This window comes from Pseudohaemophilus parahaemolyticus (assembly GCF_938021905.1).
GTDB lineage: Bacteria > Pseudomonadota > Gammaproteobacteria > Enterobacterales > Pasteurellaceae > Haemophilus_A > Haemophilus_A parahaemolyticus_B.
Genome location: NZ_CALIFA010000086.1, coordinates 57,448 through 81,421, shown reverse-complemented (window position 1 = coordinate 81,421; position 23,974 = coordinate 57,448). Strand labels below are relative to the sequence as shown.

The following is a 23,974-nucleotide window of genomic DNA, read 5'->3' as shown; positions in this document are numbered from 1 at the left end:
ATTGGTTTTCCAGTCGGGGCTTTTTTATGCCTCGAAAACGGGGTGGAGTATGAAATCAATGTTTAAAGACCCAGGAAATCAAAGTTATCTTTGGTCGGGTTTTTCTGGACTGCTTGCGTGGTTGGGCGATCAGAATAACCTGATGTTGCTCAGTATCACAATTGGTATTATCACAGCGGTGGTGAATGCGTATTCAAAATGTGCTGAAGGCAGAATGTTAAAACGAGAAAATGAGCGAAAAGAAGAATTGCACCAAGTTAGAATGGCTAGATTGAAGAAGGGATTAGATGATGAAGTTATCTAAAACAAGAACCGCTTTAGGATTCGGCACGGGTGTCTGTTCTGTGGCGGCGATTATTCCGTTATTGTTTGCCAATTTTGGTGGTGAAATTCGCACCTCTAAGCAAGGTTTGGAAATTATTGGCGATGCAGAAGGGTGTAGACGAGACCCGTATCAATGCCCAGCGGATGTACTTACGGTGGGGATTGGTTCAACAGCAGCAAGCGGTGAGAAAATCGATCCAAAACACAGATATTCTGATTTGGAAATTGCCGAGCGTTGGAAGAACGATATTGTGATTGCCGAGCAATGTGTGAATAAATATGGCAATGGTAAACAGCTGCCGCAATCGGTATTTGATGCTGCAGTGTCGATTACTTTTAATGTAGGTTGCGGTGCAGTAAGTAGGTCCACGATGTTTAAGCATTTACAAACAGGCAATTACAAGCAAGCGTGCAATGAGTTTTCTCGTTGGGTCTATGCTGGCGGGCGTAAGCTACCTGGTTTAGCTACACGACGTGAGAAAGAGAAAGCATTATGTTTAGCCGATTTAACGTCGCATTAACCGTAGTCATTTTGAGCTTGTGTGTTTGGTTATGGGGTCAGCATCAGACGGTATTACACTTAAGAGCCGAAAACCTCGCACAAGCCCAAACGATTGTTGAGCAAGAACAAGCGAATGCCAATCTCACCATTCAACTGGAACAAGAGATTGAAGCGGTCAGACATCAGCAAGCAATTGTAATTGAGTTACGCAGACAAGCAGAGGTAAAACGTGAAAGCATTAAAACAATTTTGGTTAAAGAGCCGTGTGCTCGTGTGCCTATGCCTCGTGCTGTTATTGAGCAGCTGCAGTCAAAGAGTAACAATAAAGACTGAGTACTTAGCACCACCACAAGCCTATTTAACGCCTTGCACGCAAACTGCTTTCAAGGGAATTACTTATGGTGATGCAATAGATTACCTGGTTGTAGTAATGAGCGAGCGGGATTTGTGTGCGGCCCAGGTGGATAATATTCGTGAATATGTAGAAAAAAATAAGAAAAATTGAAGACGGGATTAGTGCTAGACACTATCGGAGGAGGGAGTCGGAGAGTGTACATACCCGATTTTCAGCGTTCCTGTGGGCTTAAGCTCGACCGAAAAAAAAGCCCAATAAGGGCTTATTCTGATTTTTCTGCTTGCAAGTTTTTAATTAGTTCTTCAAGGGTGAACTGTAAAGAATATGAGTGTGGACGGTATCGATCATCTGTTCGCATATAGTTATATAAACCGCTGCGGTTTACTCCGATCAATCGGCTAATTTCACTTGTAGAAAGGTTAAAATCATTTTGCAAAGTGCTAATAAGCCGCGAGAAGTATTCGCGGCTAGGGTTGAAGTATTTTTCTGCGTTCGGTCTTAAATCGTCCATTCTAATTCGTTATACTCTGTCATTGTCTCCAATGCATAGCGTGCAAGCTGTTCTAAAAATGCTTTCTCTAGCGAGCCGTTCCATAAAGGTTTTTCGGTGCATTGATAGGCTAAACTGTGGCAAAGTTTAATAATTTGCAAATTGCTATACCATTGACGACTGCGTTTAGGGTTAAAATAAAGCATTACGCTTTCTTGATAGCGTTCGTTATATGATCTAACGTTTGCACTCAGTAGGCGTTGCCCTGCTTCTTGGTAATTATCTTGTGTAATTTTATAACTATGCCCTTGATAGTAGCAAGTAAAGCAAGAGTGAAGTGCATAGGTTAAAATTGCGTTGATGTGTTTTTCAGATACGATTTGTACTGACATAGTTCGATTCTCCATATTGGTATATAGGTTCTTGTTATCTAACAAGTGGTATTGCTTGCCGATGTGGGTATATTAGCAAATAATTATTGACATTGTCAACACTTAAGATTAAAATTATCTCGAATTTTTAATATAAGGTAAAAATATGAAAGCGTTATCTGTAAGACAACCTTGGGCACATTTAATCGCTAATGGTGAGAAAACGATAGAGGTAAGAAGTTGGCAAACTGATTACCGTGGTAAATTGCTTATTTGTACCTCTCTGGCAGAAAAAAATTCATTTTTTAATGTATCTAAAGAAGTTGGTGGCAAAGAGAATGAAGTTTTAGTTATGCCGTATGGTGTAATGTATTGTTATGTTGATCTTGTTGATGTAAGAAAATTAAGAATGTCTGATTTTGAAGCTGCTGTTTTAGAAAATGGCTTTGATTTTAGAAATCAATATGCGTGGGTTTTAGAGAATCCCGTTCCAGTTCGCTTTAATAAGGTGTATGGCAAATTACGCCTTTTTGAAGTTGAAGATGAGCTGATAGTACCAGTTTTAACTACTAATGATTGGTTAAAGCAAGCGAGAGAGTTTGAACCTCAAGCAAAACCAACAAAAAGAAGTCAAATTTGGTAAAATCTATGTGTGAAGATAACCGTCCGATAGGGCGGTTTTTTTATGAGGTAAATTTATATTATGGCTGGATTTACAATAAATCGAATTGTGCCAAATACGCACTTATCCCATCAAGGATACCGAGGTAATGCAGCAACAGGTAATGCAAAACCACATTTTAAAATGCATAAAACTGCAGGAGAAGCGAAAAAAGCACAAAGAACCGCTAATCGCCGTAAATCAATGGGTGGTAAAGGTGGTTAATGTATGTCGAAACTTTACGATCCGATAAAAGCACAATCACGCATAACGGATAATGTTATTGTAGCTTTTTCTGGCGGTAAAGATTCGGTGGTTACGCTTGATTTATGTTGTAGATACTTCAAGCGTGTTTCAGCTTTCTTTATGTACCAAGTGCCCGATTTGAGCTTTCAAGAAGCAACTATCAACTTCGCTGAGAAAAAATATGGGATTACGATTGAACGCATCCCTCATTTTGAATTATCGGAAATCTTAGCTGCAGGTGCATTGAGAAAAGAAGACTATAGTGTGCCAATTATCAATATTAATGATTGTTATCGGTATGCTCGTTTAGTCAATGATTCGTGGTGGATCGCTGCTGGTGAACGTATTGCTGATAGTATTATTCGTCGTGCTATGATCAAACGGTCAGGTTGTATCGACGAAGTGCGAGGGCGGTTTTATCCAGTGGCGAACTTCACGAAAGAGGATATTTTACGTTATATCAAGCATCATAATTTAAAGCCTGCACCTGAAACGGCTGTAATTGGGCACAGTTTTAGGTCGTTAATGCCTAAGGATGTTTGGTCGATTAAGACGTATTATCCGAAAGATTTTGAAAAAATTAAGCGGTGGTTTCCTTTCGTAGAGGCTGCCGCTTTACATTATGAGTTATACGGCGATGCGGCATTATGTAGCAGTTGCACAAAGTCCGAAAATTGACTAAAACCGTATTCCAAATTAAATGCCTTTCCGAGATGATCTCGCGAAAGGCATTTATTTTTTCTGAAATTTTACTAACAACATCATCATTTTTCACGCAAATTTTCCATTTTCCGCTGATTTGAGCGTAGCTAATCCGCTCGACCGCGATTTTGGTAAGCTAATTATCTCTTTCTATTTAAATCTGATGAAATATATCTAAGTCAGTTACAAGTTATGCAGCCAACAGCATTTCATCATACTTCATCTGTTCTTCTAATCGCTTGAAGTAATTTTGTGAAATTTCTTCGGGCGCAAAGGCTTGCATGCCGATTAACTCACCTTGACGGTGATTCCCTTGCCAATAACCGACCCATTCTTTGAGTGGTAATACCCATAAACAGCGTTGAAGTACATCAGAAAATAATTCACCATTGGATTTTCTACGATTATCCGACATAAATGCCGCTTGATTGGCGTAATGCAGGGCATATTTATTATCGGTTTTGTGATGTACGCCACGATGTAAATCACGAAAACGTGCGTTAAAGGATTCCGCAAGGTTGTTGTTTATGCCTTTGGCACTAAAGGCTTCTTGATGATTGACCGACCAACGCGTGTAATGGAAATCGAGGTTGTGATAGGCTGGATTTTCATCGCACATAATATCGCTGCCTGCGGTGACAAAACGTTGATTTAAGGCGAATACGGTGTTGGCACTTTCGGTGTAATCCATCGCGACAATGGTGCGATTTGAACCCCACATTTGTTCATCGTTGGCGGAGCGTTGGTTCAAGCTGATAATACAGCGTTTAGTCGGGCGGAATTTGGGAAATCTCCGTCCTTTTTCATGTTGGCGTTGTTTGTAGTTGTTTTTGCGGTAGTTTGGCTTACGTAGGGTAAAATTAATCCACGCCCCATCTTCGTGAATTTCGCCTTGCATTGGACGTAAATCACGGGTTTTGAACAGAGCTTCACGCAGCTTATGGCAAAGCACGAATGCGGTTTTGTAATTGATGTTGAGATGGCGGCTAATATCAATAGCACTAATGCCTTTTGAGCTATTTACCATCAATAACGTGGTGGCAAGAATATCAACTAACGGGAGCTTGTGAAAAGCGAAAATCGTGTTGGTGGTAATATAAAAATAACGTTGGCAATGTTTGCAACACCAGCGTTTGCGAGATTCGAGAAAATAGGCGTGGTGGCGAATGCCGTAATGCGGACAACAAACATCGCGAATGTTATCAGGATTGCCCCAGCGTTTTACTTTGAGCAGGTGAAAGGCTTCGCTTTCGGTTAAACGGAAAATATCTTTTAGTCCGATATTTTTGGATTTACTTGCTAATAGGTGATGTTGAGCCATTGTGAATTTCCTTGTGTAGTACAAGGCATTCGAGATTGCTAAACGCTAGACATAAAAAATCGCCCACTTGAAAATTCAAGTCGACTCAAAGCGTTTATGTCTCGAATACCGTAACACCACAAAGAAATCCGTGGATTTTTAAATAAAAATGGCGACAAACTTAAAATAGAATCTTGATATAAATGCAAGGTTCTACGCCTATTGGTTCATCTTACTTCCAATAAGGAAATGTTAGGCTTAATTAAATAGTGGTTCGTTGGCAAATTGTAGTCATTCTTGGTGGGAATTTTTTCCTAAAGAATGAGATTTGAATGTAATCCTAAATGATGGATTCGTCAAGTACCCCCCCTTTCGGGGTTGATTTACAAGTATGAATAATCAGGTTCTAGTTGTTCGTTGAACCTTGATAACCTGTTCATAGCCACAACAAGGACATTTAGATTTTCTGTCATAAAAATTTGTGGTTTTATTATGTACATCTGTTGTGTAGTAATGAGAAAACTGATCTTGATCTAAATAACGCAATTGAGTTGTGCTTGTTTGGTGTGTACCTGTATGCTGCATATCAAGTTTCTCATATTCAGATAATTTGCTTGTAATGAAGCAATATTGACATTGGTACTGTTTCCTTTTTGACATATAAAATAGATAAAGACCAATAATGATAGTACCAATCAGATATAACCCATCTCTGATTTCTGTTGATGTGTTCATATTGAATAGAATCACTACTATTGCAATAATTAGTCTTAAATACCGTATTTACAAGATTATCTACTTTAGGTGAAAAATTGAATTTTCTACTAATAAATGGATAGATAATTTTAAACAGATTAACAATAATAAACTTTAACATAGTGAGTTCCTTTTAATAGGATAGGATATGTTATTTATAACATCGCAAGGTGATTTTCTAGTAATCTGTAATGGATTAGGTAAACAGCTTACACATACAATATCAGATTAGATCAGATAGAATATTGTTTCAATAAAAAGCAACCATTACTAGGTTGCCTAAACTATAATATAAAATTATTAGCGGTTTCTTATTCCCATTTTATTGGTATAGAAGCCACTAATTTCCAACGTAATTTTTCATCATCTGGAGAAGAGACGCGCGCATACGGAGTAGTCGAATCATTAGTGAACTCATCTTGATATTCTTCTTTAATACTATCATATTTTATAATATTAATTTCACCATCAACTAACTTTGTCGCTATACATGCAGAATCAGAACTGACCACCGTTCCATTAAGTAAACCCAAAGAACCTCTGTAAGTTTTAGTGTCTGCATTGCAACCATGACGCATAAAGTCTTTCAGACTACCTAATTTTAGATTCATTTTTACCCTATAAGATGCTTGTTCTGACCAATCCTTTAACTTAGAAATTAAATCTATTTGTTTCTGAGATGGTTCTATATAAAACACCAATTGGTCAAAAGGTTTTCCACTTGCTTCTTCAATACTAAAAGAGGAAACTAAATTTTCTAAATCTAATTTAACTCTTCCTTTATCTTTATAAAGGGCGTGTTCATATTCAATATTTGGACCATTAGCATTTTTAATTTCATAGGAACTCTCGGAAAGTAGATATTTTTTAGCCTTATCAAGGTGATCCTTATAATCACTCTGTAATGATTCAAAATTTTTCTCTAAATACTCTGTGGCTTCTGCCTGTTTACGCTTTAATGAATCATCATTGTTACAATCATATCTAGGAAAATACTCGCTATTTCTCAGATCTATCTTATTTTCAACAAAATAATCCATATATTCATGACGATATAGCATGCCCTTAGCAGAGATCATTTCTACATCTGAACGACACGTATTTTTTACATTGTTAGGAAATCCAGCTTCATCTAAATTTCCTGATTCTCGATAAGAAGGATCATAATAGGACATGTCATCATATACCGACGATAAAACATCTAATGTACAAAGTGTAGCAACAGTAGGGAAAATAAATTTTCCAAATTTGTTAAAATTCATGATTATTCCCCTGTTTGTTGAGATTTATTGCTTTCTTCGTGTTGTTTCTTACTAAATTTTGCAAACAAGTCTTTCGGATATATACATACTATCTTTAAGTAAGTTTTGAGAAAATCGGGAGAATTAACGTCAAGCCCAGCGGTTTTACGGTGAGCAACGTAGCAGCCAACAATGAGATAAAAGTAGATGATTTCTTTCATAATTTGTCCTTAAATGCCTAATTAGATAGGTTAAATTTGAATGAATATATGGTTCTGGGCGTGTGTAATTTAGTTGTTTTATGATAAAATTTGACTTATAAATTAACTAGCAACAGGTAGTGTCTATTAGCTTCCCTAGTTGTGGGTAAGCTAACCTGATAGTGGGTGATGCGGTGAGTGTGAACGAAAAAATCCGAAAAGTCAGAGAATCTAAAGCATGGTCGCAAGAGCAAATGGCTGAAAAGCTGAATATGTCATTAAATGGCTATGCCAAAATTGAACGTGGCGAAACAAAATTATATCTAGATAAACTGGAGCAAATTGCTCAAGTGTTTGATATTGATGTTGTAGAGCTGATGCAGTCTGATGGTCAAAATATCTGTTTCCAAATTGAATCGCCGCTAGGCTCGGTCTATCAAGGTGGTGGAGAAACTCAAATGTTGATTGAGATTGAGCGGTTGAAGTTAGAGCTTTCTCACGCTAGAGAAAAGGAAAGTTTACTTACCAAAATGCTTGAACAAAAAGATAGTGAGATTCAGGCATTAAAAGATTTACTGAAGGTAGTAATGCCTGAATAACTAAAACAAAAATGTAATTGACTACCGTATTTTTCGAAGAAAGAGATAACAAATGAATATTTTAGGTATTAGGGTTTCTCCCAAAACTATTTATTTTTCTATTTTTGATTCAAATGAATATTCATTTAAGAATGTTGAAAAAATTAGTGTTCCACAAGCTCTTATTATCCCTGAGCAATTAAAATATATTCGTAACAATATTTTAGATTTATTACGCGAATATAAAGTTGAAAAAGCTGGCATAAAAATTACTGAAGGAAATGCTCAATCCATCTCAATAGAACGATTATATCTTGAAGGTGTAATTCAGGAAACATTCGCTAGTAGCCAAATTAAAAGTTATAAAACATTAATGCTTTCAGGGATTGCTAGTCGATTAAATACTAATGCTAGAGAATTAAAAAAATATATTGAAAATAAGCCTAATAATACAGGGATTGATATGAGTGTTTCTGACTTTAATAAAGAAGAAATAGAAGCAATGCTAGTTGCAGTGGCGGTGGCACAATGACGATGGAAAAAGTTTATTCACCGGCATTAGTTTCTTTCCATAAAGAGAAAGAAATTGGACAGGAAGGTAAAAACTCTAGGGTATATCTCGCACATGATGAATATATGAATGCTCAAATTGTTGTAAAAGAGATACCAAATTCAGGAGATACCCAAAAACTATTGTTAGAAGCTCAGATTCTCTATGCAAGTTCACATCCAAATGTAGTTCAGATTCAATATGCCTGTAAAGATGATAGTAATGTTTATATAGCAATGCCATTTTATAAAAACGGCTCATTAAAATCTATAATGGCTAATAGAATGCTAACAGCGAGAGAAATTATTCGTTATGCCATTCAATTTATTAGTGGTGTAGCACATATTCATTCAAAGGGGCTTCTGCATTTAGATATTAAACCTGATAATATTCTTATTTCTGATAATAACGAAGCTTTATTATCGGATTTTGGACTTGCAGATTACACCGATAATAACGGGTGGTATCAAGTAACCAGACATTATATAAAACATACGACTCCTGAAATTTGGGACGATAATGGCAACTGTTTAGGCTGGGCAACAGTTCAATTTGATATATTTCAAATTGGTTTGACGTTGTATCGAATGTGTATTGGTGACATAGCCTTTAATGAACAATTTGAAAAAGTACGTGTGTCTCGTGAGCGTTTTTTGGACAGTTTAAATAAGAAAGAATTTCCGAACCGCAGTATTGTTTTACCACATATCCCTGAGACTTTAATGAGAATTATTTGCCAATGTCTAGAAGTTGATGTGAGCAAACGATACTCTAGCGTTAGGGCAATCTTAAATGATTTGAGTAAAATAGAGCACGAGGGATTAGATTGGCAATATACCAGTACAGAATCTAATCATCAGTGGAACTTTGAAGATGAAAAAGGTCTAAGTTACATAGTGAGTACTAGTAAAAATGACTATAAAGATTATAGAGTAACAAAAAATGGTAGGAAATATACTCCTAAGGCTAAGGGCATTAGAGCTTTTTTACTAAAATTAATATGAAAATAGCAATAAAAGTAGATCGAAAAACATTTCAATCAAGATGCTCTCTTGTTGAGTCTAAAAGAAATGAGCCAACAGCAGAATCAAAACAAAATGCTCAAAAAATTATAGGCTATAAACAGGAGGGGAACTATTTTGTTGCTGTAATAAAAGAAAAAGACTAATTCAAACCGCTATTGTGGCGGTTTTCTTTTATCTATTGCTTGGAGATATACGACTACTTTTCTATCAAATTTCTGAATGTTATATCAAATGCAATTTGAGTATCATTAGACATTTTCCGATAATACTTAATTAGCTGTTGCTCTTTTTCGTTTAACTTAGAGCTATTTATTGAACTATAAAACATTTCTCCTTCATTCCGCATTAACCAATTCAAATCAACATTCAACACATCACTAACTTTTATCAAAACTTCAGCACTTGGATCACGTTCATTGAGCAAATAGTTCTGAAGGGTGCGATAAGGTACATCAAGTAATTCAGCAAAGGCTTTAATACTCAAGCCTTTATACTCCATCACCTCTCTTAAACGGTTGTTTATACTCATTTTTGTATCCCATATTGACTTTTGTGTAGTTTTTGAGTATGATTAAATCATCTTATATACCCACATTGTACATTTTTTTAGATTTATGGCACAGCATTTTTTGTTATCTAGCTCTGCAAGAAAATTAAGTCCGCTAAAGATAGCTCAACTATCTGATGCAGATGCATTTTCTTTATTGCATGAATTGCGCTGGAGAAGTGAAAATGAACAAGTTTGCCCTAAATGTGGTGTACAACATCAAGCCTATTTTATCTCTACTCGTAAACAGTGGCGATGCAAACATTGTAAGCATACCTTTAGCATTACATCAGGGACGATTTTTGCGAATCATAAGTTGCCGATTCAAACCTATTTATTTGCTATTGCATTATTTGTGAATGCGGTAAAGGGAATTTCCGCTTGCCAACTCTCGCGCGATTTAAACGTGCAATATAAGACGGCTTTTACACTTGCTCACAAAATCCGTGAAAGTTTACAAATTCAGAAACAGTTATTTCCGCTTTCAGGTGAAATCCATATCGACGGCACTTACATCCATTCCGCCCCACGTCCTAAAAACAAGAAAAGTGAACGTGTCGATAGACGTTTAAAAGCGAATGCAAATCCGAATAAACGTTCTATTTTGGTGATGCGAAACCGTTATAGTGAAGCAGAAACGGCTCAAAATCCGCACTTAATTGGTGCGAAGAAAACCTTAACGTTTCAGATTTTATCGGAAAATACCCAAGTCGTGAATAAACTTGCCACCACCTACATTAAAGCAGGTAGTCGCATTCACGCAGACGAAAACTCGGCTTATGACGAATTGATGATTCACTACGATTTACGCCTTGTGAACCATCAAAAAGAATACCGTAGCGATGAAGGTATCACTAACAATCTTGCAGAAAGCTATTTCAGTCGCTTTAAGCGTATGATTATCGGCACGCACCATAAAATCAGCAATAAATACCTCGATAATTACGCCAATGAATGTGCTTATCGTGAAGATAATCGCCGTGTCGATAACCTTAGCTTGTTCAACAGTACGCTTGAGCAATGCCTTGCCACCGACAATGCAACCGACTGGCAAGGCTATTGGCAAGGTAATCACCGCCCAGCAGAAAGGCTCATGATGTAATGGCAAAGAAAATCTACCTTAGTCAAATTCAGGCGAAAGTCGACCGCTTGCAGCGTGAACGAAAGCAAGTATTAGAACACCTTGAATTGGTTGATAGCAAAATCAAAAAGCTCCAAGATGCCTTAGAGGTGATGGAAGCCGAAGCTTTGACTAATGAATACGATACCGAGGTTTACTCTTATCGTACTTATAAACGGCGATTTAAAGGGAAACTCCGCCAATTATTACTGGCAGAATTAAAAGCCGAACCCGACCGATATTTTACCGTGAATGAGTTGATTAAACGCGTATTAATCAAGTGCGGTCAAGAACCTATCATTCACCCTCAACATACCGTGTCGATGCGTGCTGCGTTAAAGCATTGGCTTGATAAAGGTGTTGTAGAACGATTGGAAATTAATGTGGTGGACGTGAAATGGAAATTCAAAGATAATGAGCTTAAAACATAATCAATTTAAGGAAAGTTTATGCTGTATATTCCTCAAACACACCCTAAACGCTATGTAAGTAGTATTGTGGCATTAAACGTGCATAGTCCAAATGGTACGGGCGATTGGCATAGTGCGGCAGCGTTAAATGATGATGCTTATCCGCAAGATTTTTACATTTACGGTGAAAACCAAAAAAGAAACACTAATCATCTATTGGGAAATCTAGGCGTAATTGATGGCACTAAACGATTAAATGAAATGGGATATTACCCTAAAAATTATCCTGTTTGGCTTGCCGACCACCCCCGTGCTTGCGTGGATTATCTCTATACCGCTGTACTTCAAACAGGCTCAATCGGACGTGTTATTTTAGATGATTGGTTCCCTAATGATGAAGATAAACAGTCAGTTTATGATTTGCTGAATCAAATTGAACCACACTTAACTGAACAAGAATGGGAAAATTTACAATTATGGAAACGCAAAAACCCGATAATGTAATGCTCACGGAACGTGATAAACATCACGAAAAATTGATGGTGAATATCCTAAAAAATCTTTCTGATACGCCTTTGGTTTTAAAGGGCGGTACAGCACTTTATCTCGGTTACGGCTTAAACCGTTTTTCCGAAGATTTAGATTTTGACTCTGGTAAGAAGTTAAATTTGCTCAATAAAATTAAAGCATCAGCTCCGCACGGTATTGTCATTGATGAGATTAATGTGAAAAAAGATACAGATACAGTGAGCCGTTATATTGTGAATTATCATATCCGTGATACAGGTGTCAAAGATGCCCTAAAAATGGAAATTTCTTACCGAACACCCGCATCAGATGAGCAAATTACGGTTAAAGATGGCATTCGTTTTTCATCGGTAGAACGCATTATTGATAACAAACTGCACGCCGCTTATGATGGTGATAATATTCGAACGAAAGGGCGTGATTTATTTGATTTGCATTTCTTAGCAAGCCATTATGCTGAACATTTCGATGATGAACTTGCTGCACGTTTAAAAGGTTTTTCACAAGATCCTGATAAATTAGTGAGCTTATATCGGGAAGATATTGAAGCCGATCCATTACTAAATAAGATTATGGACGTTGAACAAATTGCACTTGAGCTAAATGAAATGGCAGAAATGATTTATTTCACGCAACAAATGCACAATCACCCAGCTATGCAGGCATTAACGCCTAATGCTCAAAAGCAATTTAAAGCATTGCTAGATGAAGCAACAAATAAGAAAGAAGAAACACCACAAAATGTTGTGTCGTCCTCGCTTAAAATGAAATTCTAAATGATAATAGCGGTATTTCTACCGCTATTCCTTCCCCCTATTCAAACGATTTTAACCGCCATTCTGATGTATCAAACATTCCTCTTTTCTTAATCTTATAATGTAAGTACTTCTCTTGTCGCTCAATGATTCCTTGTTTATATAACTTACGCAGTGCATTTCCGATAGCACATTTATGCTGTATTGTTACTTCAGGGTAATGAGTGGTTAATAACTCTTTATCTATTTTAATCGCATAAGAAGTGATTAAATATAAATCTAGCCATTGATTCTTTTGTTTAAATACTTCTGAAATTAGATACGATAAATTCTTATTGAATGGTTTTTGACGAAGTAATTTTGCAGCATCATAATCCTTTTTAATCGTGTTAAAATCAAAATTGGGATCGATATATCCTAAAGATGTTGTAAAAGAGCTAATCTGTGCTTCTAATAATTTCTCTTGATTAACCAATTCTTTCAATCTATAAGAGACAATCGTTTTTTCTTTATGGCATTTCTCAAGTAACTTTACCATTTGCGAAATTAGATAGGCTTCTGACATAATAAAAATCTCCATTGAATTGTAAGTTCAATGGAGATTGTAGTGTTTTCAAGTGGTTAAATCTTTGTGCAACTGCTACATAATGCCGCGGCGATGGCAAAAACAAAGCTTCAGAAATACGAGATGGCAACGCTCAAGCGGAGTGATATTTTGCCACACCCTAAAAATCCTCGACAAATTGATGCAAAGGCACAAAAAACACTTTTCAACAAGATGGGAGAGATCGGTTTATTGCAGCCGCTAATTGTCAACAAAAGAACAGGTTATTTACTCGGTGGTCATCAACGCTTGGCAGTGATGGATAAACACGAAAAATACAAAGACGGTAAGAATGATTATGAGCTTGATGTTGCTTTAGTTGATTTACCAGAAAAAGATGAATTGGCGATGCTAGTTTTTCTTAATAATCCTTCAGCACAAGGGACTTGGCAAACTGATTTATTAGCAGAAATCAATTTAGAGCTTGGTGTTTCGTTTGATGATATGGGTTTTGACCGTTTAGATGTCGATTTATTATTTGATGGAGATAGTCGTTTCAGTGAGTTGTTTGAAGATGATCCAGAAGTTAAAGAGACGAAAGCATCCCTCGACGAGATTAAGGCTCACCGTAAAGAGAGTACGGAAAAATTAAAAGAGGCTAACTCTGCGGAGTTCCATTTTGTTGTGGTGTGTAAAGACGAAAAAGAAAAGCGAGAATTGCTCAAAAGTATGAAAATTCCTGCTCACGAAAGTTGGGTAAGTGCGGCTGCATTGCAAGGATTGAAGAGAGGTTCTGATGGCTGATAAGAAAAATAAAGGCGGTCGTCCTGCAACGGTTTTAAATGATGATCAACTTGCTCAAGTAGAGGCATTAGCATCATTTCTTACTTTAGACCAGATAGCAGATTATTTCTGCATTGGTAGAACTACATTTCATCGTATTATGGAACGACAAGAAGAGGTTTCGGTACGCTATAAAAAAGGGAGAACAAATGCGATCGGTACGGTTGCAAAATCTCTTATTCAACAAGCTCGTGAAGGCAATATTACTGCTCAGATTTTTTACTTAAAAACACAAGGCGGCTGGAAAGAAGGTAATCAACTTGAAATTGAAGTAAAAAAAGAACAAAAACTACCATCACTATCGGAGTTATTTGGCGATGCGACAGAAACTAAATCCGATACTACAACCGCTAATTAGCCCATTTCGCTATAAGGTGCTTTATGGTGGGCGTGGGAGCGGTAAATCTTGGGGAGTAGCTCAGCTTTTAGTTGAAATTGCAATGCGTTCTAAAGTACGTGTTTTCTGTGGGCGTGAGTTGCAAAATTCGATGAGTGATTCGGTGATTAAGTTGATTGCGGACACGATCGAAGATTTAGGTTATTTGGCTGATTTTGAAGTACAACGCAATGCGATTTATTGCTTGAAAACGGGTGCTGAATTTATGTTTTATGGCATCAAAAATAATCCGAACAAAATTAAATCACTTGAGGGGATTGATTTAGTTTGGATTGAAGAAGCCGAAAACGTCTCTGATGAAAGTTGGAATATTTTGATCCCAACTATTCGTAAAGAGGGTTCTGAAATTTGGATTACGTTTAACCCGAAAAACTTGCTTGATCCAACTTACCAGCGGTTTGTGATCAACCCTCCTCATAATGCCTTTGTTCAAAAGGTTAATTTTACTGAAAACCCCTACTTTCCCGAAACGTTGCGGCTTGAGATGGAAAGTTGCAAAGAGCGGGATTTTGAGCTTTACCGTCATATTTGGCTTGGTGAGCCAGTGGCAGATTCAGACTTATCAATCATTAAGCCTGTTTGGATTGAATGTGCGGTGGATGCTCACAAGCGGTTAAATTTCGCTGCAAGCGGTCGAAAAATTGTGGGCTTTGACGTTGCCGATGATGGGGCTGATGCGAATGCTATTTGTTTTGCACACGGTTCTGTGGTGCTTGGTTTAGAGGAGTGGCGGGGCGAAGATGTGATTAAATCCGCATTACGTACCCATTCAAAAGCAGTGGAATGGCAAGCAGATGAAATTGTTTTCGACTCTATCGGTGTTGGTGCGGGTGTGAAAGCAAAATACCGAGAAATTGAGACGAATCAGATCAACTGTATCGGCTTTAATGCAGGTGCTGCAGTGTTTAATCCTGATTCCTTTTACACACAAGGCAAGAAAAACGGCGATATGTTCGGCAATATTAAAGCTCAAGCGTGGTGGCAATTACGAGATCGTTTTTATAAGACCTATCGTGCGATCAAATATGGCGATGTTTATTCCGTTGATGAAATGATTTCACTCAGTAGCGATATACCTGATTTGGACTATTTAAAAGCAGAACTCTCTCGCCCTCGCGTAGATTACGATAATAACGGCAAAGTGCGGGTAGAAAGTAAGAAAGATATGCGTAAGCGTGGTATTCCCTCACCAAATAAAGCGGATGCACTCGTGATGTGCTTTGCCCCAATTAGACGCGATGTGCTCAAACAAACCGCCCTCAAACTCTATTAAGGATTCACTATGTCAGTTCATCTTCCCACCGCTGAAATGGTGGAATTAACCAAGAAAACTAAAATCATTGATGATTTACTCGGTGGCACGGCAACAATGCGAAAAGCCGCACAAACCTACCTTTTCCAAATGGAAATGGTAGAGCCCGATAGTTACCGCAAACGCCTTGAGCGTTCGACCCTTTATCCTGCCTTGTCGGAAACCCTTTCGCAAATGACAGGGCGTGTGTTCTTCAACCCGATTGACGTTGCCGATGTGACAGAAACAGTGCAAGCCCTTTTTGATGATGTGGATTTAGTAGGCAATAACCTTGATGTGTTCGCCTCCCGCTGGTTTTATTCCGCCTTGGCATATGGTTGCTCCTTTGCTTTGATTGATTTCACGCGTGTTGAAGCGGTGAAAAGCCGTGCGGAAGAGAAAGCCTTAAATGCCCGTCCTTATTGGGTGCATATTAAACCGCATCAAGTGTTAGGCATTAAAACCGCACGAGTCAATGGTAAACAAGCGATTACTCAATTTCGCTATGTTGTCCATGAACAGGTTGAGGAGGGTGAATTTGGCGTGAAAACCGTGAAGCACGTTTATGTGTATGAAATCGGCAAAGTGCGGAAATTTAGCGAAGCAGAGGGTGAGTTTCGTTTTGAATCGGAATTGCAACTGACGGCACAAAATCGACCGCTTGATTTTGTGCCTGTCGTGCCATTTATCACCAAGCGTAACGAACTCACCAATGCCATTGAGCCGCCTTTAATGGAGTTGGCGTATTTGAATATCAAGCATTGGTCTAGCCAATCCGATCAGGACAACATCACTAACATTGCTCGCGTGCCATTGTTAGCGATTTATTCCAATGATGAAGTGAAACAGCTTGCTATTGGTGGCAGTGCGGTTCATCTTCCGACGGGTAGCTCAATGCAATTTGTCGAACACTCTGGACAAGCGATTGAAGCAGGAATGGCAAGCTTGAAAGACTTAGAAGAGCAAATGAAAACCGCAGGGGCGAAGTTGCTCACTAAAACCGCCTTAGCAATGACTGACAGCCAAGCTCGTGATGAAGCGGGTAAGGAAATTTCCCAATTGCGATTGCTTGCTAATCGTTTTGAAGATGCGATTGATTTAGCCTTGGAATATACAGGGCATTGGCTTGGCATTGCCAAAGAGCAAGTGGGTAACGTGCAGATTTCGGGCAACATTGAAAACGATCTTGACCCGTCCGCTTCAATGGCAAGCGTGATTCAGTTGCGTAATGCGGGCGTGATTTCGAATCAATCCACCTTTGACGAAGCCAAACGCCGTGGATTATTAGCCGACGGCTTAGAATGGGATACAGAGCAAGAACGCCTGCAATCGGAGGGAATGCATTTTGACCTCGAAAAAACATCAGAAACAAACACTTAGACAACGCATTGCCCACGCTTTAACTGACCGTAAAATTCTGCATTTTCGCTATGATGCCCATTTACGCCAGCAGGTGTACAAGCGGTTAAATGCACTGCAAAAATTGCTGATTAACCGCATCAGTGCTATCGGTGTCGAAGCCTTGCCCGCTAAAAAACTGGATAAACTGCTCACCGAACTGCAAACGGAAATTGCAAAAACGTATCAAGAAACGACCGCTTACACTCGATACGAGTTAAGCGGTTTTTTACCGCTTGAAGCAGTCAAAATCAGCCAGCTTTATAATGATGAAATCGGCTTTGATTTGTTTAATGATGTGCCAAAAGAACGGATTAAAGCGATTAAAAACGTTGCTGTGATTGAAGGGCAACCGTTAGAAGCATGGTGGAATAAACAGCGTGCCGATTTAGCCTTTAAATTTGAGGGGATTATTCGCACAGGCGTTGCCGAAGGCAAACAAAACGGACAACTTGCCACTGAAGTGCGTGAGTTAATGAGCGTTAGCCGTCGTACCGCAGATACTTTAGTCATTACTGCTGTGGCAAAAGTGGCTGACACTGCCCACGAAGCTTTGCGTGATGCCAATCTTGATATTCTGCAAGGAGAAGAGCATCTTTCCACCCTTGATATGCGGACTTCTACCGTTTGCCAAGTGCGTGATGGCAAGCGATGGGATTTAGACAAAAAGCCAATCGGGCATAACATTCCCTACAAACGCCCACCGTTGCACCCTCGTTGTCGCAGTATTCTCCAGCTTGTGACGAAAAGCTGGGAAGAATTAGGCGTGCAAGGAATGCAAGAAATGCCCACCAGCACCCGTGCATCAATGGACGGTCCAGTTGATGAGAGGGTTAACTATGAGAGTTGGCTCAACAGTAAAACAGCTGAAGAGAAAGAGCAGATTCTGGGTAAAGGTAAAGCCGATTTATGGCAACGTGGTGTGATTACGTTTTCGGATATGTTAGACCAATCTGGCAGGGCGTTGACGTTGAGGGATTTACAAAAATCCTATACGCAATCTTGGATAGCGGAAGATATTTATCAACGTATTTCAGAAGAAGTAAAAAATAGTCCTAAAATTCAGGCATTTAAAGCCGCTTATAACATTACTCATCACGAGATTGTTGCAATGAAAGCCTACACGAGCGAGCTTTATTGGGATTTAAATCAAAATATGCGTAATGATAATCTTACACTGACTGATAATCGGTTTATTGCTGTGGTAAATCAAGGGTTGGAAAAAGCGCCTGCTTACGAAGGTGTAACTTATCGCGATACGACTTTGCCAGATGAGGTATTAGAAAAATATCAGATAGGTAAAATAGTCACAGAAAAAGCTTTTACGAGTTCAAGCATTGATAATAGTTTATCAACTTTTAAAGGTAATGTTCGATTTATTATTCAAAGTAAGAATGGTAAAATAATCGAAGATATTAGTGATTATCCTGATGAACGAGAAGTTTTATTTAAAAATAAAACTCAATTCAAGGTTCTTAAACGAGCTATCAATGAGAATGTTACGGAAATTACACTGGAGGAAAAATGACATCAGTTCTTGATTTACCTTTAGAAGAGCAAAAAAAATTAGCCGAAGAAGATGGAATGCCTTTTGAGGAATGGGTGCTGCATACAAAAAAAGTACTTAAAGAATGTGATGAGTTTCAAGAAGAACTCAAAAATCACAAACCAACGGAAGAAGAAAAAGCTGAAAAAATAAAAGCACTTCGAGAAAATCCGAACGCTATCCATTTTTATCGCAGAGTAACTGATAATTACAATTTAACAGTGGAAGAAGCGATTGAAGCTATTAAGCGTAGTTAGGCAATCCAATGAAACGCAACTGGGATTTAATCCGTCGCATTCTGCTTAAACTAGAAGAAAAGGCTGTTCCTGAAGATTTTTTGATGTCTGATCAGATTCAAGGCTTTGATCGTGTAACTGTCGCTTATCATTTTAAGTTACTGCATCAAGCAGGCTTAATCGAAGGAATGGATAGCTCTTCGATTGGGCAGTTTGATTTTTATGTCACGGGGCTGACCTGGCAAGGGCACGAATTTCTCGATAAAATCCGTAACGATACTTTATGGCAAAAAGTGAAAGCAACCGTGCAAAGTAAAAGCCTTGATTTGTCATTTGACGTTATCAAAACAGTCGCAACGAATTTAATTAGCTTGGCATTATAAACAAACTGAAAAATTTAACCGCTTACAGCAATGTAGGCGGTTTTTTTACGCCTTGGAAAAGGCAACTCTCACTAAACTGGAAGGAAATCCATTATGACAATGAAACTTAAACTTGATGAAAACAACAATGTGGTGGTGAAAGACGGAATGCCTGTGTATGTTCACGCAGATGGAAAGGAAATTCCCTTTGATGCGAATAAAGCAACCGTCAAAATCGCAGAATTAAACGGTGAAGCCAAACAACATCGTGAAGCAAAAGAGGCGGTGGAAGCCAAATTGAAAGCCTTTGAAGGGATTGACGATCCGAAAGCCGCTATCAAAGCCTTGGAAACCGTGAAAAATCTCGATGATAAGAAGCTGATTGATGCGGGCGAAGTGGAGAAGGTCAAAGCAGAAATGCGTAAAACCTTTGATGAACAACTGGCAGAATCCAAATCTCACGCTGAAAAACTGCAATCACAATTGCACGCAGAACTGATTGGTGGTTCGTTTGCTCGCTCTAAATATGCTGCAGAACATTTAAATTTACCTTCTGATGTGGTGCAAGCCTTCTTCGGTAAGCATTTCAGTATTTCAGATGAAGGTAAAGTGGTCGCGAAGTTCGCCGATGGCAATGAAATTTACAGCCGTTCACGCCCAGGTGAAAAAGCTGATTTTGAGGAAGCATTAGAGGCGTTAGTCGGGGCGTATCCAAATAAAGATGCGATTTTAAAACCATCAGGTACATCAGGTTCAGGTGCAGGCACGGGAACCGGCGGTGGTAATGCCCCGAAATCCCTTGCCGAATGCAAAACTGACGCAGAAAAAATTGCGTATATGCAACAACATTCATAATCGGGTGCAAGAGATTGCACCTTTTTTATTTTAACTACGGTGCAATCGCACCATTTAATAGGAGCTTATTATGGCTTTTGACTTACAAGTCTTCAACAAACAAACGCATTTAGCGTTAACTGAAACGGTCGATCAAGATATTGAAAAATTCAATCAAGCCTCAGGTGGCGTGATTACCTTGCAAAATGCCCCAACACAAGGTGATTTTGATATTCGTGCAAGCTTTAAAGCGATTCAAGGCTTAGTGCGTCGTCGTAATGCGTATGGCAGTGGTACGGTGCAAGCGAAACGCTTAGAGCAATTACTCAATGTAGCCGTAAAAGTGGCTGCAGGCACGCACCCGATTGAGTATGAACCGCAACAATATCGTTGGGTATTACAAAACCCTGAGCTTGCGGCGGTAGAAATCGGGCAACAACTTGCCAAAGCCCGTTTAGCGGATATGTTAAACACCGCAATTTTAGGGGCGGTTGCTGCAATTGGCGGTCAAACAGCAGCCGTGTTAGACGACAAGAAAAATGCCCCGAATTTCCGCACACTTAATAAAGCAGCGGCATTATTTGGCGACCGCTCTAGTGCATTAAAAGCGTGGATTGTGCATTCAACCACCTTACACACCTTGTACGACAACGCCTTAACCAACGCAGAACGTTTGTTTACTTACGACAACGTGAGTGTGATGCGTGATCCGTTTGGTCGCTTGTTTGTGGTTACAGACAGCCCTGCATTAGTGGATAGCACTGGTGCGGCTTATAACACGCTAGGTTTGCAAGAAAATGCGGTGATGGTGAGCGGTAACAACGACTTCAACAGCGAAATGCAGCCAAAATTAGGCGGTGAAAATATCGCAGCGGTTTATCAAGCAGAATGGACTTATAACTTAGGTATTCTCGGTTATGAGTGGGATATGACTGCAGGCGGTAAATCTCCTGATGATACTAAATTAGGGGCTTCAGCCAACTGGCGTAAAACGGCTACCTCATTGAAAGATACTGCAGGTGTGTTGGTGAAAACCAAGTAACGGTAATAAAAAGCGAAGCCCCGTGTAACGGAGAATTACACGGGGCTTCTTTTATTCCAACTTTAAAGAGGTGCGTAAAATGCTGAAAATGTATTTAGAACATACGCAAATTAAAGTCCTTGTTTGGGCTGTTTTATTTATTGCTTTTACCTTTGCGATGGCGAATTTAATTGCCGCGATCAAATGGTGGTAAGTTAAGGAGCAAAAATGACCGCTTATCTTTCCGTAGAAGAAGCCAATGCGTATCACAATTTGCGAATGAGCAAAGAGGCGTGGGCAGCGTTAGATGAAGAGGAAAAGGCTCGCCGCTTGGTGAGTGCGTCAGATTTCTTAGATGTGAATTACCGTTTTACGGGCGAAAAAGCCGACCCAATGCAGCTACGCCAATTTCCGCGTAAAGGATTTGAATCGTTAAAAATCCCTACCGCCATTATCTATGCCGTGTGTGAACTAGCATTACAAGAAAATCTCAACCAAAACGCAGAGCAGAAGATGACCAGCGTAAAAGTCGGCAGTTTATCGGTCAATTATGACAACCGTGCAACGATTGCCGATAGCAGTAACCGCTTTGATTATGTGCGACAACTGTTAGTCGCTTGGTTAGATCGCAGTAGCTTTGGCGTGGTGAAATTGGAGCGTGGCTAATGCAACTTTATCAAAACTTACAGCAGGTCTCGACCAAGCTTATTCGCCAGTTTGGCAGCCCTTGTGTGATTTCACAAGTAAAAACGGGCAAATATAACCCCGAAACGGGCGAAGTGAGCCAATCAAAACGCAGTGTATCGGCATCCTGCTTATTTGATACGCTTGCCTACGATTTTAGCCGTCAGACCACGCATGCCGATGTTCAAGTGGGCGATGTGTTGATGTTACTCACTGAAAAAGCGGAAGTGAACGACATTGTGTCGGTCAATGGCGAAAAGTGGCAAGTGATTCGGGTGCAGCCGATTCGTCCTGCACAACAAGCGATTTATTATCAAGCACAAGGAAGACGTTATGGGTAGATTTAGTGCCACCATTGATGGCTTTGTGGATTCCGCATTATTGGCTCAAACACAAGGCTTTCGCAAAATTGCGTTAGATACCCTCAACAAGGTACAGAAGAAAACACCTGTTGATAGTGGCGCGTTGCGACGTTCGTGGACGGTTGCCTTGAATGCTGTACCGAGCAATTACGATGGTAGTCAAATCGCCATTGCTCAGGCTCGGTTGTCCGATACGATAGTGATTGCGACGGATAAACCTTATGCCCCTATGCTGGAGTATGGGTTATACCCTAGTCCTTCCAAAACAGGGAAGACACGACGTGGTTATTCTGTGCAAGCCCCTCAAGGGATGATTCGCATTTCCGTGGATGAAATCAATGCGTATTATGCTCAACATTCACCTCTATGAGGTAGGCAATGAAACCGCAAATTCGACGCATTTTAGAAAGTCATTTAGCAAAATTGGATGCTTTTCCGACCGCTTGGGAAGGGGTGAAAACAGAGCCTAAACTGCCTTATCAAGCGGTCTATTTAACGGTCAATACAGCAAAGACCAGTACGATTTCCGATAAACCGCTTGCGACAGAAACGGGCTTTTTACAGCTCACTTTATTTTTTGACAACGGGCAAGGCACAAAAGCGATTGAGCAGAGAGCGAGTCAGCTACGCCAACATTTCTACGGCTTGAGTGTGGTTGAATCCCACATTCAGCTGATTATTCATCACCCACCGCAAATCGGTGGGCTTTTTTTATCAGGCAATAGCCTTGCATTGCCGATAACGATTCCTTTTACTGCTTATCAATTGGAGGACAACGATGGCAAACTCACAAGGGACACAGCGTTCGGTGGCACTGTCTAAAGAAACCACCTTCGGCACGAAACCTGCCAAAAACACGGCGAAATTATTGCCTCGTATTGAAACTTCACTTAACGTTAATTTTGAGTCATTCCAGTCTGAAGAAATTCGCGACGATATGCAACGTGCGGCTTCAATTGTCGGGTTTGAAAAAGTGGAAGGCGATGTAAAAGGTGAACTTGCCGCAGGGCAATGGGCGTGGGCATTTGCTGCGGCTTTACGAGGTGCTTTTGGTGCTGAAGCGAAACCGCCGATTATCAAGAAAACCGCAAACGGGCAAGGTGAGAAAAACGGTAAGATTTTAGTTGTACCACAAACCGCACATTCGACGGATAGCTTCACGATTGAAGACTGGTTTAAAGATATTGGCTTATCTCGCCAGTATCTCGGTTGCCGTGTATCAAAATTATCACTGGAAGTGGAGCCGAATGGCATTGCCTCTGTTACCGTCACCTTTTTAGGGCAACGTGGGGAAGAGCAAACTGCCCAATACTTTACCAATCCGACTGATATCGCACAATCGGGCAAACTAGCGGGCGTGAAGGGGTCATTGCAAGTCAATAAGCAACAAATGGCACTAATTACCTCGTTTAAGCTTGATATTGATTTGAACGCATCCAGTGAAGCGGTGCTAGGGGCGACTTATGCCCCCGATGTATTTATTGGCACCGTTGCCGTCAGTGGTTCATTTACGATGTATCTGCAAAATAAAGCGATGATTGATGCGGTACGTCTTGGCACTAACCTTTCTTTGGCGTTGCGAATGGATGCAGAAACCGCGAACAACAGCGATTACATGGCGATTATTCTGCCAGCGATTAAAGTCACCTCTTCTGAAATTGATGACGGGGCGAAAAACTTAATGCAAACCCTTAATTTTGATGCCTTCCCTGGGGTGTGGGATGCAGCCAGCACGATTGACGACAGCTTAAAAGTGGCTACGACAATGATTGTGCAAGATACGCTGGCTTAATAC

35 protein-coding genes are annotated in these 23,974 nt (G+C 39.6%); 28 read left to right on the top strand and 7 right to left on the bottom strand.

Translation table 11 applies throughout. The features are described from left to right. The first annotated feature begins 58 nt into the window (after nucleotides 1-58). Genes QMF79_RS10020 through lysC form a run of 4 tightly spaced genes read left to right on the top strand, consistent with a single transcriptional unit; the run spans nucleotide 59 to nucleotide 1,331 of the window. Entirely contained in the window at nucleotides 59-304 is a 246-nt protein-coding gene (locus tag QMF79_RS10020) for a hypothetical protein (RefSeq protein WP_281773749.1), read from the top strand. Next, nucleotides 291-845: a lysozyme gene (locus tag QMF79_RS10015; RefSeq protein WP_281773748.1), complete on the top strand. Its 555-nt coding sequence runs from the start codon at nucleotides 291-293 to the stop codon at nucleotides 843-845. The genes QMF79_RS10020 and QMF79_RS10015 overlap by 14 nt, the downstream gene beginning before the upstream one ends. Continuing rightward, nucleotides 818-1,159, top strand: a complete 342-nt coding sequence (locus tag QMF79_RS10010) for a DUF2570 family protein (RefSeq protein ID WP_281773743.1) — start codon at nucleotides 818-820, stop codon at nucleotides 1,157-1,159. Before QMF79_RS10015 ends, QMF79_RS10010 begins: the two co-directional genes overlap by 28 nt. Next, nucleotides 1,056-1,331: an Rz1-like lysis system protein LysC gene (gene lysC, locus QMF79_RS10440; protein WP_425591897.1), complete on the top strand. Its 276-nt coding sequence runs from the start codon at nucleotides 1,056-1,058 to the stop codon at nucleotides 1,329-1,331. The genes QMF79_RS10010 and lysC overlap by 104 nt, the downstream gene beginning before the upstream one ends. Before the next feature lie 112 nt (nucleotides 1,332-1,443). Here lysC and QMF79_RS10005 read toward each other — a convergent pair whose 3' ends face one another. After that, nucleotides 1,444-1,692 carry an XRE family transcriptional regulator gene (locus tag QMF79_RS10005; RefSeq protein ID WP_281773742.1) on the bottom strand — a complete coding sequence of 83 codons (249 nt, stop codon included), beginning with the start codon at nucleotides 1,690-1,692 and terminating at the stop codon, nucleotides 1,444-1,446. Next, the gene (locus QMF79_RS10000; protein WP_281773741.1) at nucleotides 1,680-2,063 is read right to left on the bottom strand and encodes a hypothetical protein; all 384 of its coding nucleotides are present in this window, start codon (nucleotides 2,061-2,063) and stop codon (nucleotides 1,680-1,682) included. Before QMF79_RS10000 ends, QMF79_RS10005 begins: the two co-directional genes overlap by 13 nt. Before the next feature lie 145 nt (nucleotides 2,064-2,208). On the opposite strand from QMF79_RS10000, the gene QMF79_RS09995 reads away from it, so the two are divergent. The 3 genes from QMF79_RS09995 to QMF79_RS09985 are packed head-to-tail and all read left to right on the top strand — an operon-like array spanning nucleotide 2,209 to nucleotide 3,627. Next, nucleotides 2,209-2,685 (top strand): ASCH domain-containing protein, encoded by a 477-nt coding sequence (locus QMF79_RS09995; protein ID WP_119222779.1) that lies wholly within the window; start codon nucleotides 2,209-2,211, stop codon nucleotides 2,683-2,685. 60 nt (nucleotides 2,686-2,745) lie between these two features. Then, nucleotides 2,746-2,928: a hypothetical protein gene (locus QMF79_RS09990; RefSeq protein ID WP_281773740.1), complete on the top strand. Its 183-nt coding sequence runs from the start codon at nucleotides 2,746-2,748 to the stop codon at nucleotides 2,926-2,928. 3 nt (nucleotides 2,929-2,931) lie between these two features. Next, the gene (locus QMF79_RS09985; protein ID WP_281773739.1) at nucleotides 2,932-3,627 is read left to right on the top strand and encodes a phosphoadenosine phosphosulfate reductase family protein; all 696 of its coding nucleotides are present in this window, start codon (nucleotides 2,932-2,934) and stop codon (nucleotides 3,625-3,627) included. A 214-nt stretch (nucleotides 3,628-3,841) separates the two neighbouring features. On the opposite strand, the gene QMF79_RS09980 is transcribed toward QMF79_RS09985, so the two are convergent. The 3 genes from QMF79_RS09980 to QMF79_RS09970 form a co-directional block, all read right to left on the bottom strand. Beyond that, nucleotides 3,842-4,972: an IS1595 family transposase gene (locus QMF79_RS09980; protein WP_281773738.1), complete on the bottom strand. Its 1,131-nt coding sequence runs from the start codon at nucleotides 4,970-4,972 to the stop codon at nucleotides 3,842-3,844. Nucleotides 4,973-6,018: 1,046 nt separating this feature from the next. Next, nucleotides 6,019-6,969 carry a hypothetical protein gene (locus QMF79_RS09975; RefSeq protein ID WP_281773737.1) on the bottom strand — a complete coding sequence of 317 codons (951 nt, stop codon included), beginning with the start codon at nucleotides 6,967-6,969 and terminating at the stop codon, nucleotides 6,019-6,021. Between the two features lie 2 nt (nucleotides 6,970-6,971). Further along, nucleotides 6,972-7,169, bottom strand: a complete 198-nt coding sequence (locus tag QMF79_RS09970) for a hypothetical protein (RefSeq protein ID WP_281773736.1) — start codon at nucleotides 7,167-7,169, stop codon at nucleotides 6,972-6,974. Between the two features lie 173 nt (nucleotides 7,170-7,342). On the opposite strand from QMF79_RS09970, the gene QMF79_RS09965 reads away from it, so the two are divergent. From QMF79_RS09965 to QMF79_RS09955, 3 genes are read left to right on the top strand one after another with little or no spacing between them, the layout of a single operon-like run. Beyond that, nucleotides 7,343-7,747, top strand: a complete 405-nt coding sequence (locus QMF79_RS09965; RefSeq protein ID WP_281773735.1) for a helix-turn-helix domain-containing protein — start codon at nucleotides 7,343-7,345, stop codon at nucleotides 7,745-7,747. A 52-nt stretch (nucleotides 7,748-7,799) separates the two neighbouring features. Beyond that, a complete protein-coding gene (locus tag QMF79_RS09960; protein ID WP_281773734.1) occupies nucleotides 7,800-8,258 on the top strand; it encodes a hypothetical protein in 459 nt (152 codons plus the stop codon). After that, a complete protein-coding gene (locus QMF79_RS09955; protein WP_281773733.1) occupies nucleotides 8,255-9,280 on the top strand; it encodes a serine/threonine-protein kinase in 1,026 nt (341 codons plus the stop codon). Before QMF79_RS09960 ends, QMF79_RS09955 begins: the two co-directional genes overlap by 4 nt. A 217-nt stretch (nucleotides 9,281-9,497) precedes the next feature. On the opposite strand, the gene QMF79_RS09950 is transcribed toward QMF79_RS09955, so the two are convergent. Next, entirely contained in the window at nucleotides 9,498-9,830 is a 333-nt protein-coding gene (locus tag QMF79_RS09950) for a helix-turn-helix domain-containing protein (protein ID WP_281773732.1), read from the bottom strand. A gap of 85 nt (nucleotides 9,831-9,915) precedes the next feature. Between QMF79_RS09950 and QMF79_RS09945 the strand changes: the two genes are divergently transcribed. Genes QMF79_RS09945 through QMF79_RS09930 form a run of 4 tightly spaced genes read left to right on the top strand, consistent with a single transcriptional unit; the run spans nucleotide 9,916 to nucleotide 12,682 of the window. Beyond that, nucleotides 9,916-10,950, top strand: a complete 1,035-nt coding sequence (locus QMF79_RS09945; protein WP_281773731.1) for an IS1595 family transposase — start codon at nucleotides 9,916-9,918, stop codon at nucleotides 10,948-10,950. After that, complete coding sequence (locus tag QMF79_RS09940) at nucleotides 10,950-11,399, top strand: DNA repair protein (RefSeq protein WP_065265161.1); 450 nt, start codon at nucleotides 10,950-10,952, stop codon at nucleotides 11,397-11,399. Before QMF79_RS09945 ends, QMF79_RS09940 begins: the two co-directional genes overlap by 1 nt. An 18-nt stretch (nucleotides 11,400-11,417) precedes the next feature. Continuing rightward, a complete protein-coding gene (locus tag QMF79_RS09935; protein ID WP_111353937.1) occupies nucleotides 11,418-11,882 on the top strand; it encodes a hypothetical protein in 465 nt (154 codons plus the stop codon). After that, on the top strand, nucleotides 11,855-12,682 hold the full coding sequence (locus QMF79_RS09930) for a nucleotidyl transferase AbiEii/AbiGii toxin family protein (protein WP_281773730.1): 828 nt from the start codon (nucleotides 11,855-11,857) through the stop codon (nucleotides 12,680-12,682). Before QMF79_RS09935 ends, QMF79_RS09930 begins: the two co-directional genes overlap by 28 nt. 37 nt (nucleotides 12,683-12,719) lie before the next feature. On the opposite strand, the gene QMF79_RS09925 is transcribed toward QMF79_RS09930, so the two are convergent. Next, nucleotides 12,720-13,226, bottom strand: coding sequence for a hypothetical protein (locus tag QMF79_RS09925; protein ID WP_065265164.1), 507 nt, complete (start codon nucleotides 13,224-13,226; stop codon nucleotides 12,720-12,722). A 93-nt stretch (nucleotides 13,227-13,319) separates the two neighbouring features. On the opposite strand from QMF79_RS09925, the gene QMF79_RS09920 reads away from it, so the two are divergent. The 14 genes from QMF79_RS09920 to QMF79_RS09855 all read left to right on the top strand — a co-directional run bounded on the left by QMF79_RS09920 (nucleotide 13,320) and on the right by QMF79_RS09855 (nucleotide 23,971). Then, nucleotides 13,320-14,009: a ParB N-terminal domain-containing protein gene (locus QMF79_RS09920; protein WP_281773729.1), complete on the top strand. Its 690-nt coding sequence runs from the start codon at nucleotides 13,320-13,322 to the stop codon at nucleotides 14,007-14,009. After that, nucleotides 14,002-14,406 carry a hypothetical protein gene (locus QMF79_RS09915; RefSeq protein WP_005705660.1) on the top strand — a complete coding sequence of 135 codons (405 nt, stop codon included), beginning with the start codon at nucleotides 14,002-14,004 and terminating at the stop codon, nucleotides 14,404-14,406. Before QMF79_RS09920 ends, QMF79_RS09915 begins: the two co-directional genes overlap by 8 nt. Continuing rightward, a complete protein-coding gene (locus QMF79_RS09910) occupies nucleotides 14,366-15,718 on the top strand; it encodes a PBSX family phage terminase large subunit (protein ID WP_281773728.1) in 1,353 nt (450 codons plus the stop codon). Before QMF79_RS09915 ends, QMF79_RS09910 begins: the two co-directional genes overlap by 41 nt. Nucleotides 15,719-15,727: 9 nt before the next feature. Continuing rightward, the gene (locus tag QMF79_RS09905) at nucleotides 15,728-17,116 is read left to right on the top strand and encodes a DUF4055 domain-containing protein (RefSeq protein ID WP_281773727.1); all 1,389 of its coding nucleotides are present in this window, start codon (nucleotides 15,728-15,730) and stop codon (nucleotides 17,114-17,116) included. Next, nucleotides 17,082-18,662 carry an ADP-ribosyltransferase domain-containing protein gene (locus QMF79_RS09900; RefSeq protein ID WP_281773726.1) on the top strand — a complete coding sequence of 527 codons (1,581 nt, stop codon included), beginning with the start codon at nucleotides 17,082-17,084 and terminating at the stop codon, nucleotides 18,660-18,662. The genes QMF79_RS09905 and QMF79_RS09900 overlap by 35 nt, the downstream gene beginning before the upstream one ends. Further along, a complete protein-coding gene (locus QMF79_RS09895) occupies nucleotides 18,659-18,937 on the top strand; it encodes a hypothetical protein (RefSeq protein ID WP_281773725.1) in 279 nt (92 codons plus the stop codon). The genes QMF79_RS09900 and QMF79_RS09895 overlap by 4 nt, the downstream gene beginning before the upstream one ends. Nucleotides 18,938-18,945: 8 nt before the next feature. Beyond that, nucleotides 18,946-19,299, top strand: coding sequence for a DUF2513 domain-containing protein (locus tag QMF79_RS09890; protein WP_111313696.1), 354 nt, complete (start codon nucleotides 18,946-18,948; stop codon nucleotides 19,297-19,299). A gap of 93 nt (nucleotides 19,300-19,392) precedes the next feature. After that, complete coding sequence (locus QMF79_RS09885; RefSeq protein WP_281773724.1) at nucleotides 19,393-20,133, top strand: DUF6651 domain-containing protein; 741 nt, start codon at nucleotides 19,393-19,395, stop codon at nucleotides 20,131-20,133. A 70-nt stretch (nucleotides 20,134-20,203) separates the two neighbouring features. Continuing rightward, nucleotides 20,204-21,154, top strand: a complete 951-nt coding sequence (locus tag QMF79_RS09880; RefSeq protein ID WP_281773723.1) for a major capsid protein — start codon at nucleotides 20,204-20,206, stop codon at nucleotides 21,152-21,154. Nucleotides 21,155-21,361: 207 nt separating this feature from the next. Next, complete coding sequence (locus QMF79_RS09875) at nucleotides 21,362-21,799, top strand: DnaT-like ssDNA-binding protein (RefSeq protein ID WP_281773722.1); 438 nt, start codon at nucleotides 21,362-21,364, stop codon at nucleotides 21,797-21,799. Next, nucleotides 21,799-22,158 (top strand): hypothetical protein, encoded by a 360-nt coding sequence (locus QMF79_RS09870; RefSeq protein WP_281773721.1) that lies wholly within the window; start codon nucleotides 21,799-21,801, stop codon nucleotides 22,156-22,158. Before QMF79_RS09875 ends, QMF79_RS09870 begins: the two co-directional genes overlap by 1 nt. Next, on the top strand, nucleotides 22,151-22,549 hold the full coding sequence (locus tag QMF79_RS09865; RefSeq protein WP_281773720.1) for an HK97 gp10 family phage protein: 399 nt from the start codon (nucleotides 22,151-22,153) through the stop codon (nucleotides 22,547-22,549). The genes QMF79_RS09870 and QMF79_RS09865 overlap by 8 nt, the downstream gene beginning before the upstream one ends. A gap of 8 nt (nucleotides 22,550-22,557) precedes the next feature. Beyond that, nucleotides 22,558-23,001 (top strand): phage tail terminator-like protein, encoded by a 444-nt coding sequence (locus tag QMF79_RS09860; protein ID WP_111313692.1) that lies wholly within the window; start codon nucleotides 22,558-22,560, stop codon nucleotides 22,999-23,001. Beyond that, entirely contained in the window at nucleotides 22,958-23,971 is a 1,014-nt protein-coding gene (locus QMF79_RS09855; protein WP_281773719.1) for a phage tail tube protein, read from the top strand. Before QMF79_RS09860 ends, QMF79_RS09855 begins: the two co-directional genes overlap by 44 nt. Nucleotides 23,972-23,974: the final 3 nt, after the last annotated feature.

Excerpts from the sequence above, each read along its gene's own strand:
- QMF79_RS09955 (WP_281773733.1), top strand. The coding sequence starts at position 8,255 with ATGACGATGGAAAAAGTTTATTCACCGGCATTAGTTTCTTTCCATAAA.
- QMF79_RS09970 (WP_281773736.1), bottom strand. The coding sequence starts at position 7,169 with ATGAAAGAAATCATCTACTTTTATCTCATTGTTGGCTGCTACGTTGCT.
- QMF79_RS10010 (WP_281773743.1), top strand. The coding sequence starts at position 818 with ATGTTTAGCCGATTTAACGTCGCATTAACCGTAGTCATTTTGAGCTTG.
- QMF79_RS09925 (WP_065265164.1), bottom strand. The coding sequence starts at position 13,226 with ATGTCAGAAGCCTATCTAATTTCGCAAATGGTAAAGTTACTTGAGAAA.
- QMF79_RS09980 (WP_281773738.1), bottom strand. The coding sequence starts at position 4,972 with ATGGCTCAACATCACCTATTAGCAAGTAAATCCAAAAATATCGGACTA.
- QMF79_RS10005 (WP_281773742.1), bottom strand. The coding sequence starts at position 1,692 with ATGGACGATTTAAGACCGAACGCAGAAAAATACTTCAACCCTAGCCGC.
- QMF79_RS09975 (WP_281773737.1), bottom strand. The coding sequence starts at position 6,969 with ATGAATTTTAACAAATTTGGAAAATTTATTTTCCCTACTGTTGCTACA.
- QMF79_RS09995 (WP_119222779.1), top strand. The coding sequence starts at position 2,209 with ATGAAAGCGTTATCTGTAAGACAACCTTGGGCACATTTAATCGCTAAT.
- QMF79_RS09950 (WP_281773732.1), bottom strand. The coding sequence starts at position 9,830 with ATGAGTATAAACAACCGTTTAAGAGAGGTGATGGAGTATAAAGGCTTG.
- QMF79_RS09910 (WP_281773728.1), top strand. The coding sequence starts at position 14,366 with ATGCGACAGAAACTAAATCCGATACTACAACCGCTAATTAGCCCATTT.
- QMF79_RS09890 (WP_111313696.1), top strand. The coding sequence starts at position 18,946 with ATGAAACGCAACTGGGATTTAATCCGTCGCATTCTGCTTAAACTAGAA.
- QMF79_RS09875 (WP_281773722.1), top strand. The coding sequence starts at position 21,362 with ATGACCGCTTATCTTTCCGTAGAAGAAGCCAATGCGTATCACAATTTG.
- QMF79_RS09920 (WP_281773729.1), top strand. The coding sequence starts at position 13,320 with ATGGCAAAAACAAAGCTTCAGAAATACGAGATGGCAACGCTCAAGCGG.
- QMF79_RS09855 (WP_281773719.1), top strand. The coding sequence starts at position 22,958 with ATGGCAAACTCACAAGGGACACAGCGTTCGGTGGCACTGTCTAAAGAA.
- QMF79_RS10000 (WP_281773741.1), bottom strand. The coding sequence starts at position 2,063 with ATGTCAGTACAAATCGTATCTGAAAAACACATCAACGCAATTTTAACC.
- QMF79_RS09990 (WP_281773740.1), top strand. The coding sequence starts at position 2,746 with ATGGCTGGATTTACAATAAATCGAATTGTGCCAAATACGCACTTATCC.
- QMF79_RS09905 (WP_281773727.1), top strand. The coding sequence starts at position 15,728 with ATGTCAGTTCATCTTCCCACCGCTGAAATGGTGGAATTAACCAAGAAA.
- QMF79_RS09870 (WP_281773721.1), top strand. The coding sequence starts at position 21,799 with ATGCAACTTTATCAAAACTTACAGCAGGTCTCGACCAAGCTTATTCGC.
- QMF79_RS09885 (WP_281773724.1), top strand. The coding sequence starts at position 19,393 with ATGACAATGAAACTTAAACTTGATGAAAACAACAATGTGGTGGTGAAA.
- QMF79_RS09895 (WP_281773725.1), top strand. The coding sequence starts at position 18,659 with ATGACATCAGTTCTTGATTTACCTTTAGAAGAGCAAAAAAAATTAGCC.
- QMF79_RS09985 (WP_281773739.1), top strand. The coding sequence starts at position 2,932 with ATGTCGAAACTTTACGATCCGATAAAAGCACAATCACGCATAACGGAT.
- QMF79_RS09945 (WP_281773731.1), top strand. The coding sequence starts at position 9,916 with ATGGCACAGCATTTTTTGTTATCTAGCTCTGCAAGAAAATTAAGTCCG.
- QMF79_RS10015 (WP_281773748.1), top strand. The coding sequence starts at position 291 with ATGAAGTTATCTAAAACAAGAACCGCTTTAGGATTCGGCACGGGTGTC.
- QMF79_RS09940 (WP_065265161.1), top strand. The coding sequence starts at position 10,950 with ATGGCAAAGAAAATCTACCTTAGTCAAATTCAGGCGAAAGTCGACCGC.
- QMF79_RS09960 (WP_281773734.1), top strand. The coding sequence starts at position 7,800 with ATGAATATTTTAGGTATTAGGGTTTCTCCCAAAACTATTTATTTTTCT.
- QMF79_RS09880 (WP_281773723.1), top strand. The coding sequence starts at position 20,204 with ATGGCTTTTGACTTACAAGTCTTCAACAAACAAACGCATTTAGCGTTA.
- QMF79_RS09915 (WP_005705660.1), top strand. The coding sequence starts at position 14,002 with ATGGCTGATAAGAAAAATAAAGGCGGTCGTCCTGCAACGGTTTTAAAT.
- QMF79_RS09930 (WP_281773730.1), top strand. The coding sequence starts at position 11,855 with ATGGAAACGCAAAAACCCGATAATGTAATGCTCACGGAACGTGATAAA.
- QMF79_RS10020 (WP_281773749.1), top strand. The coding sequence starts at position 59 with ATGTTTAAAGACCCAGGAAATCAAAGTTATCTTTGGTCGGGTTTTTCT.
- QMF79_RS09935 (WP_111353937.1), top strand. The coding sequence starts at position 11,418 with ATGCTGTATATTCCTCAAACACACCCTAAACGCTATGTAAGTAGTATT.
- QMF79_RS09865 (WP_281773720.1), top strand. The coding sequence starts at position 22,151 with ATGGGTAGATTTAGTGCCACCATTGATGGCTTTGTGGATTCCGCATTA.
- QMF79_RS09860 (WP_111313692.1), top strand. The coding sequence starts at position 22,558 with ATGAAACCGCAAATTCGACGCATTTTAGAAAGTCATTTAGCAAAATTG.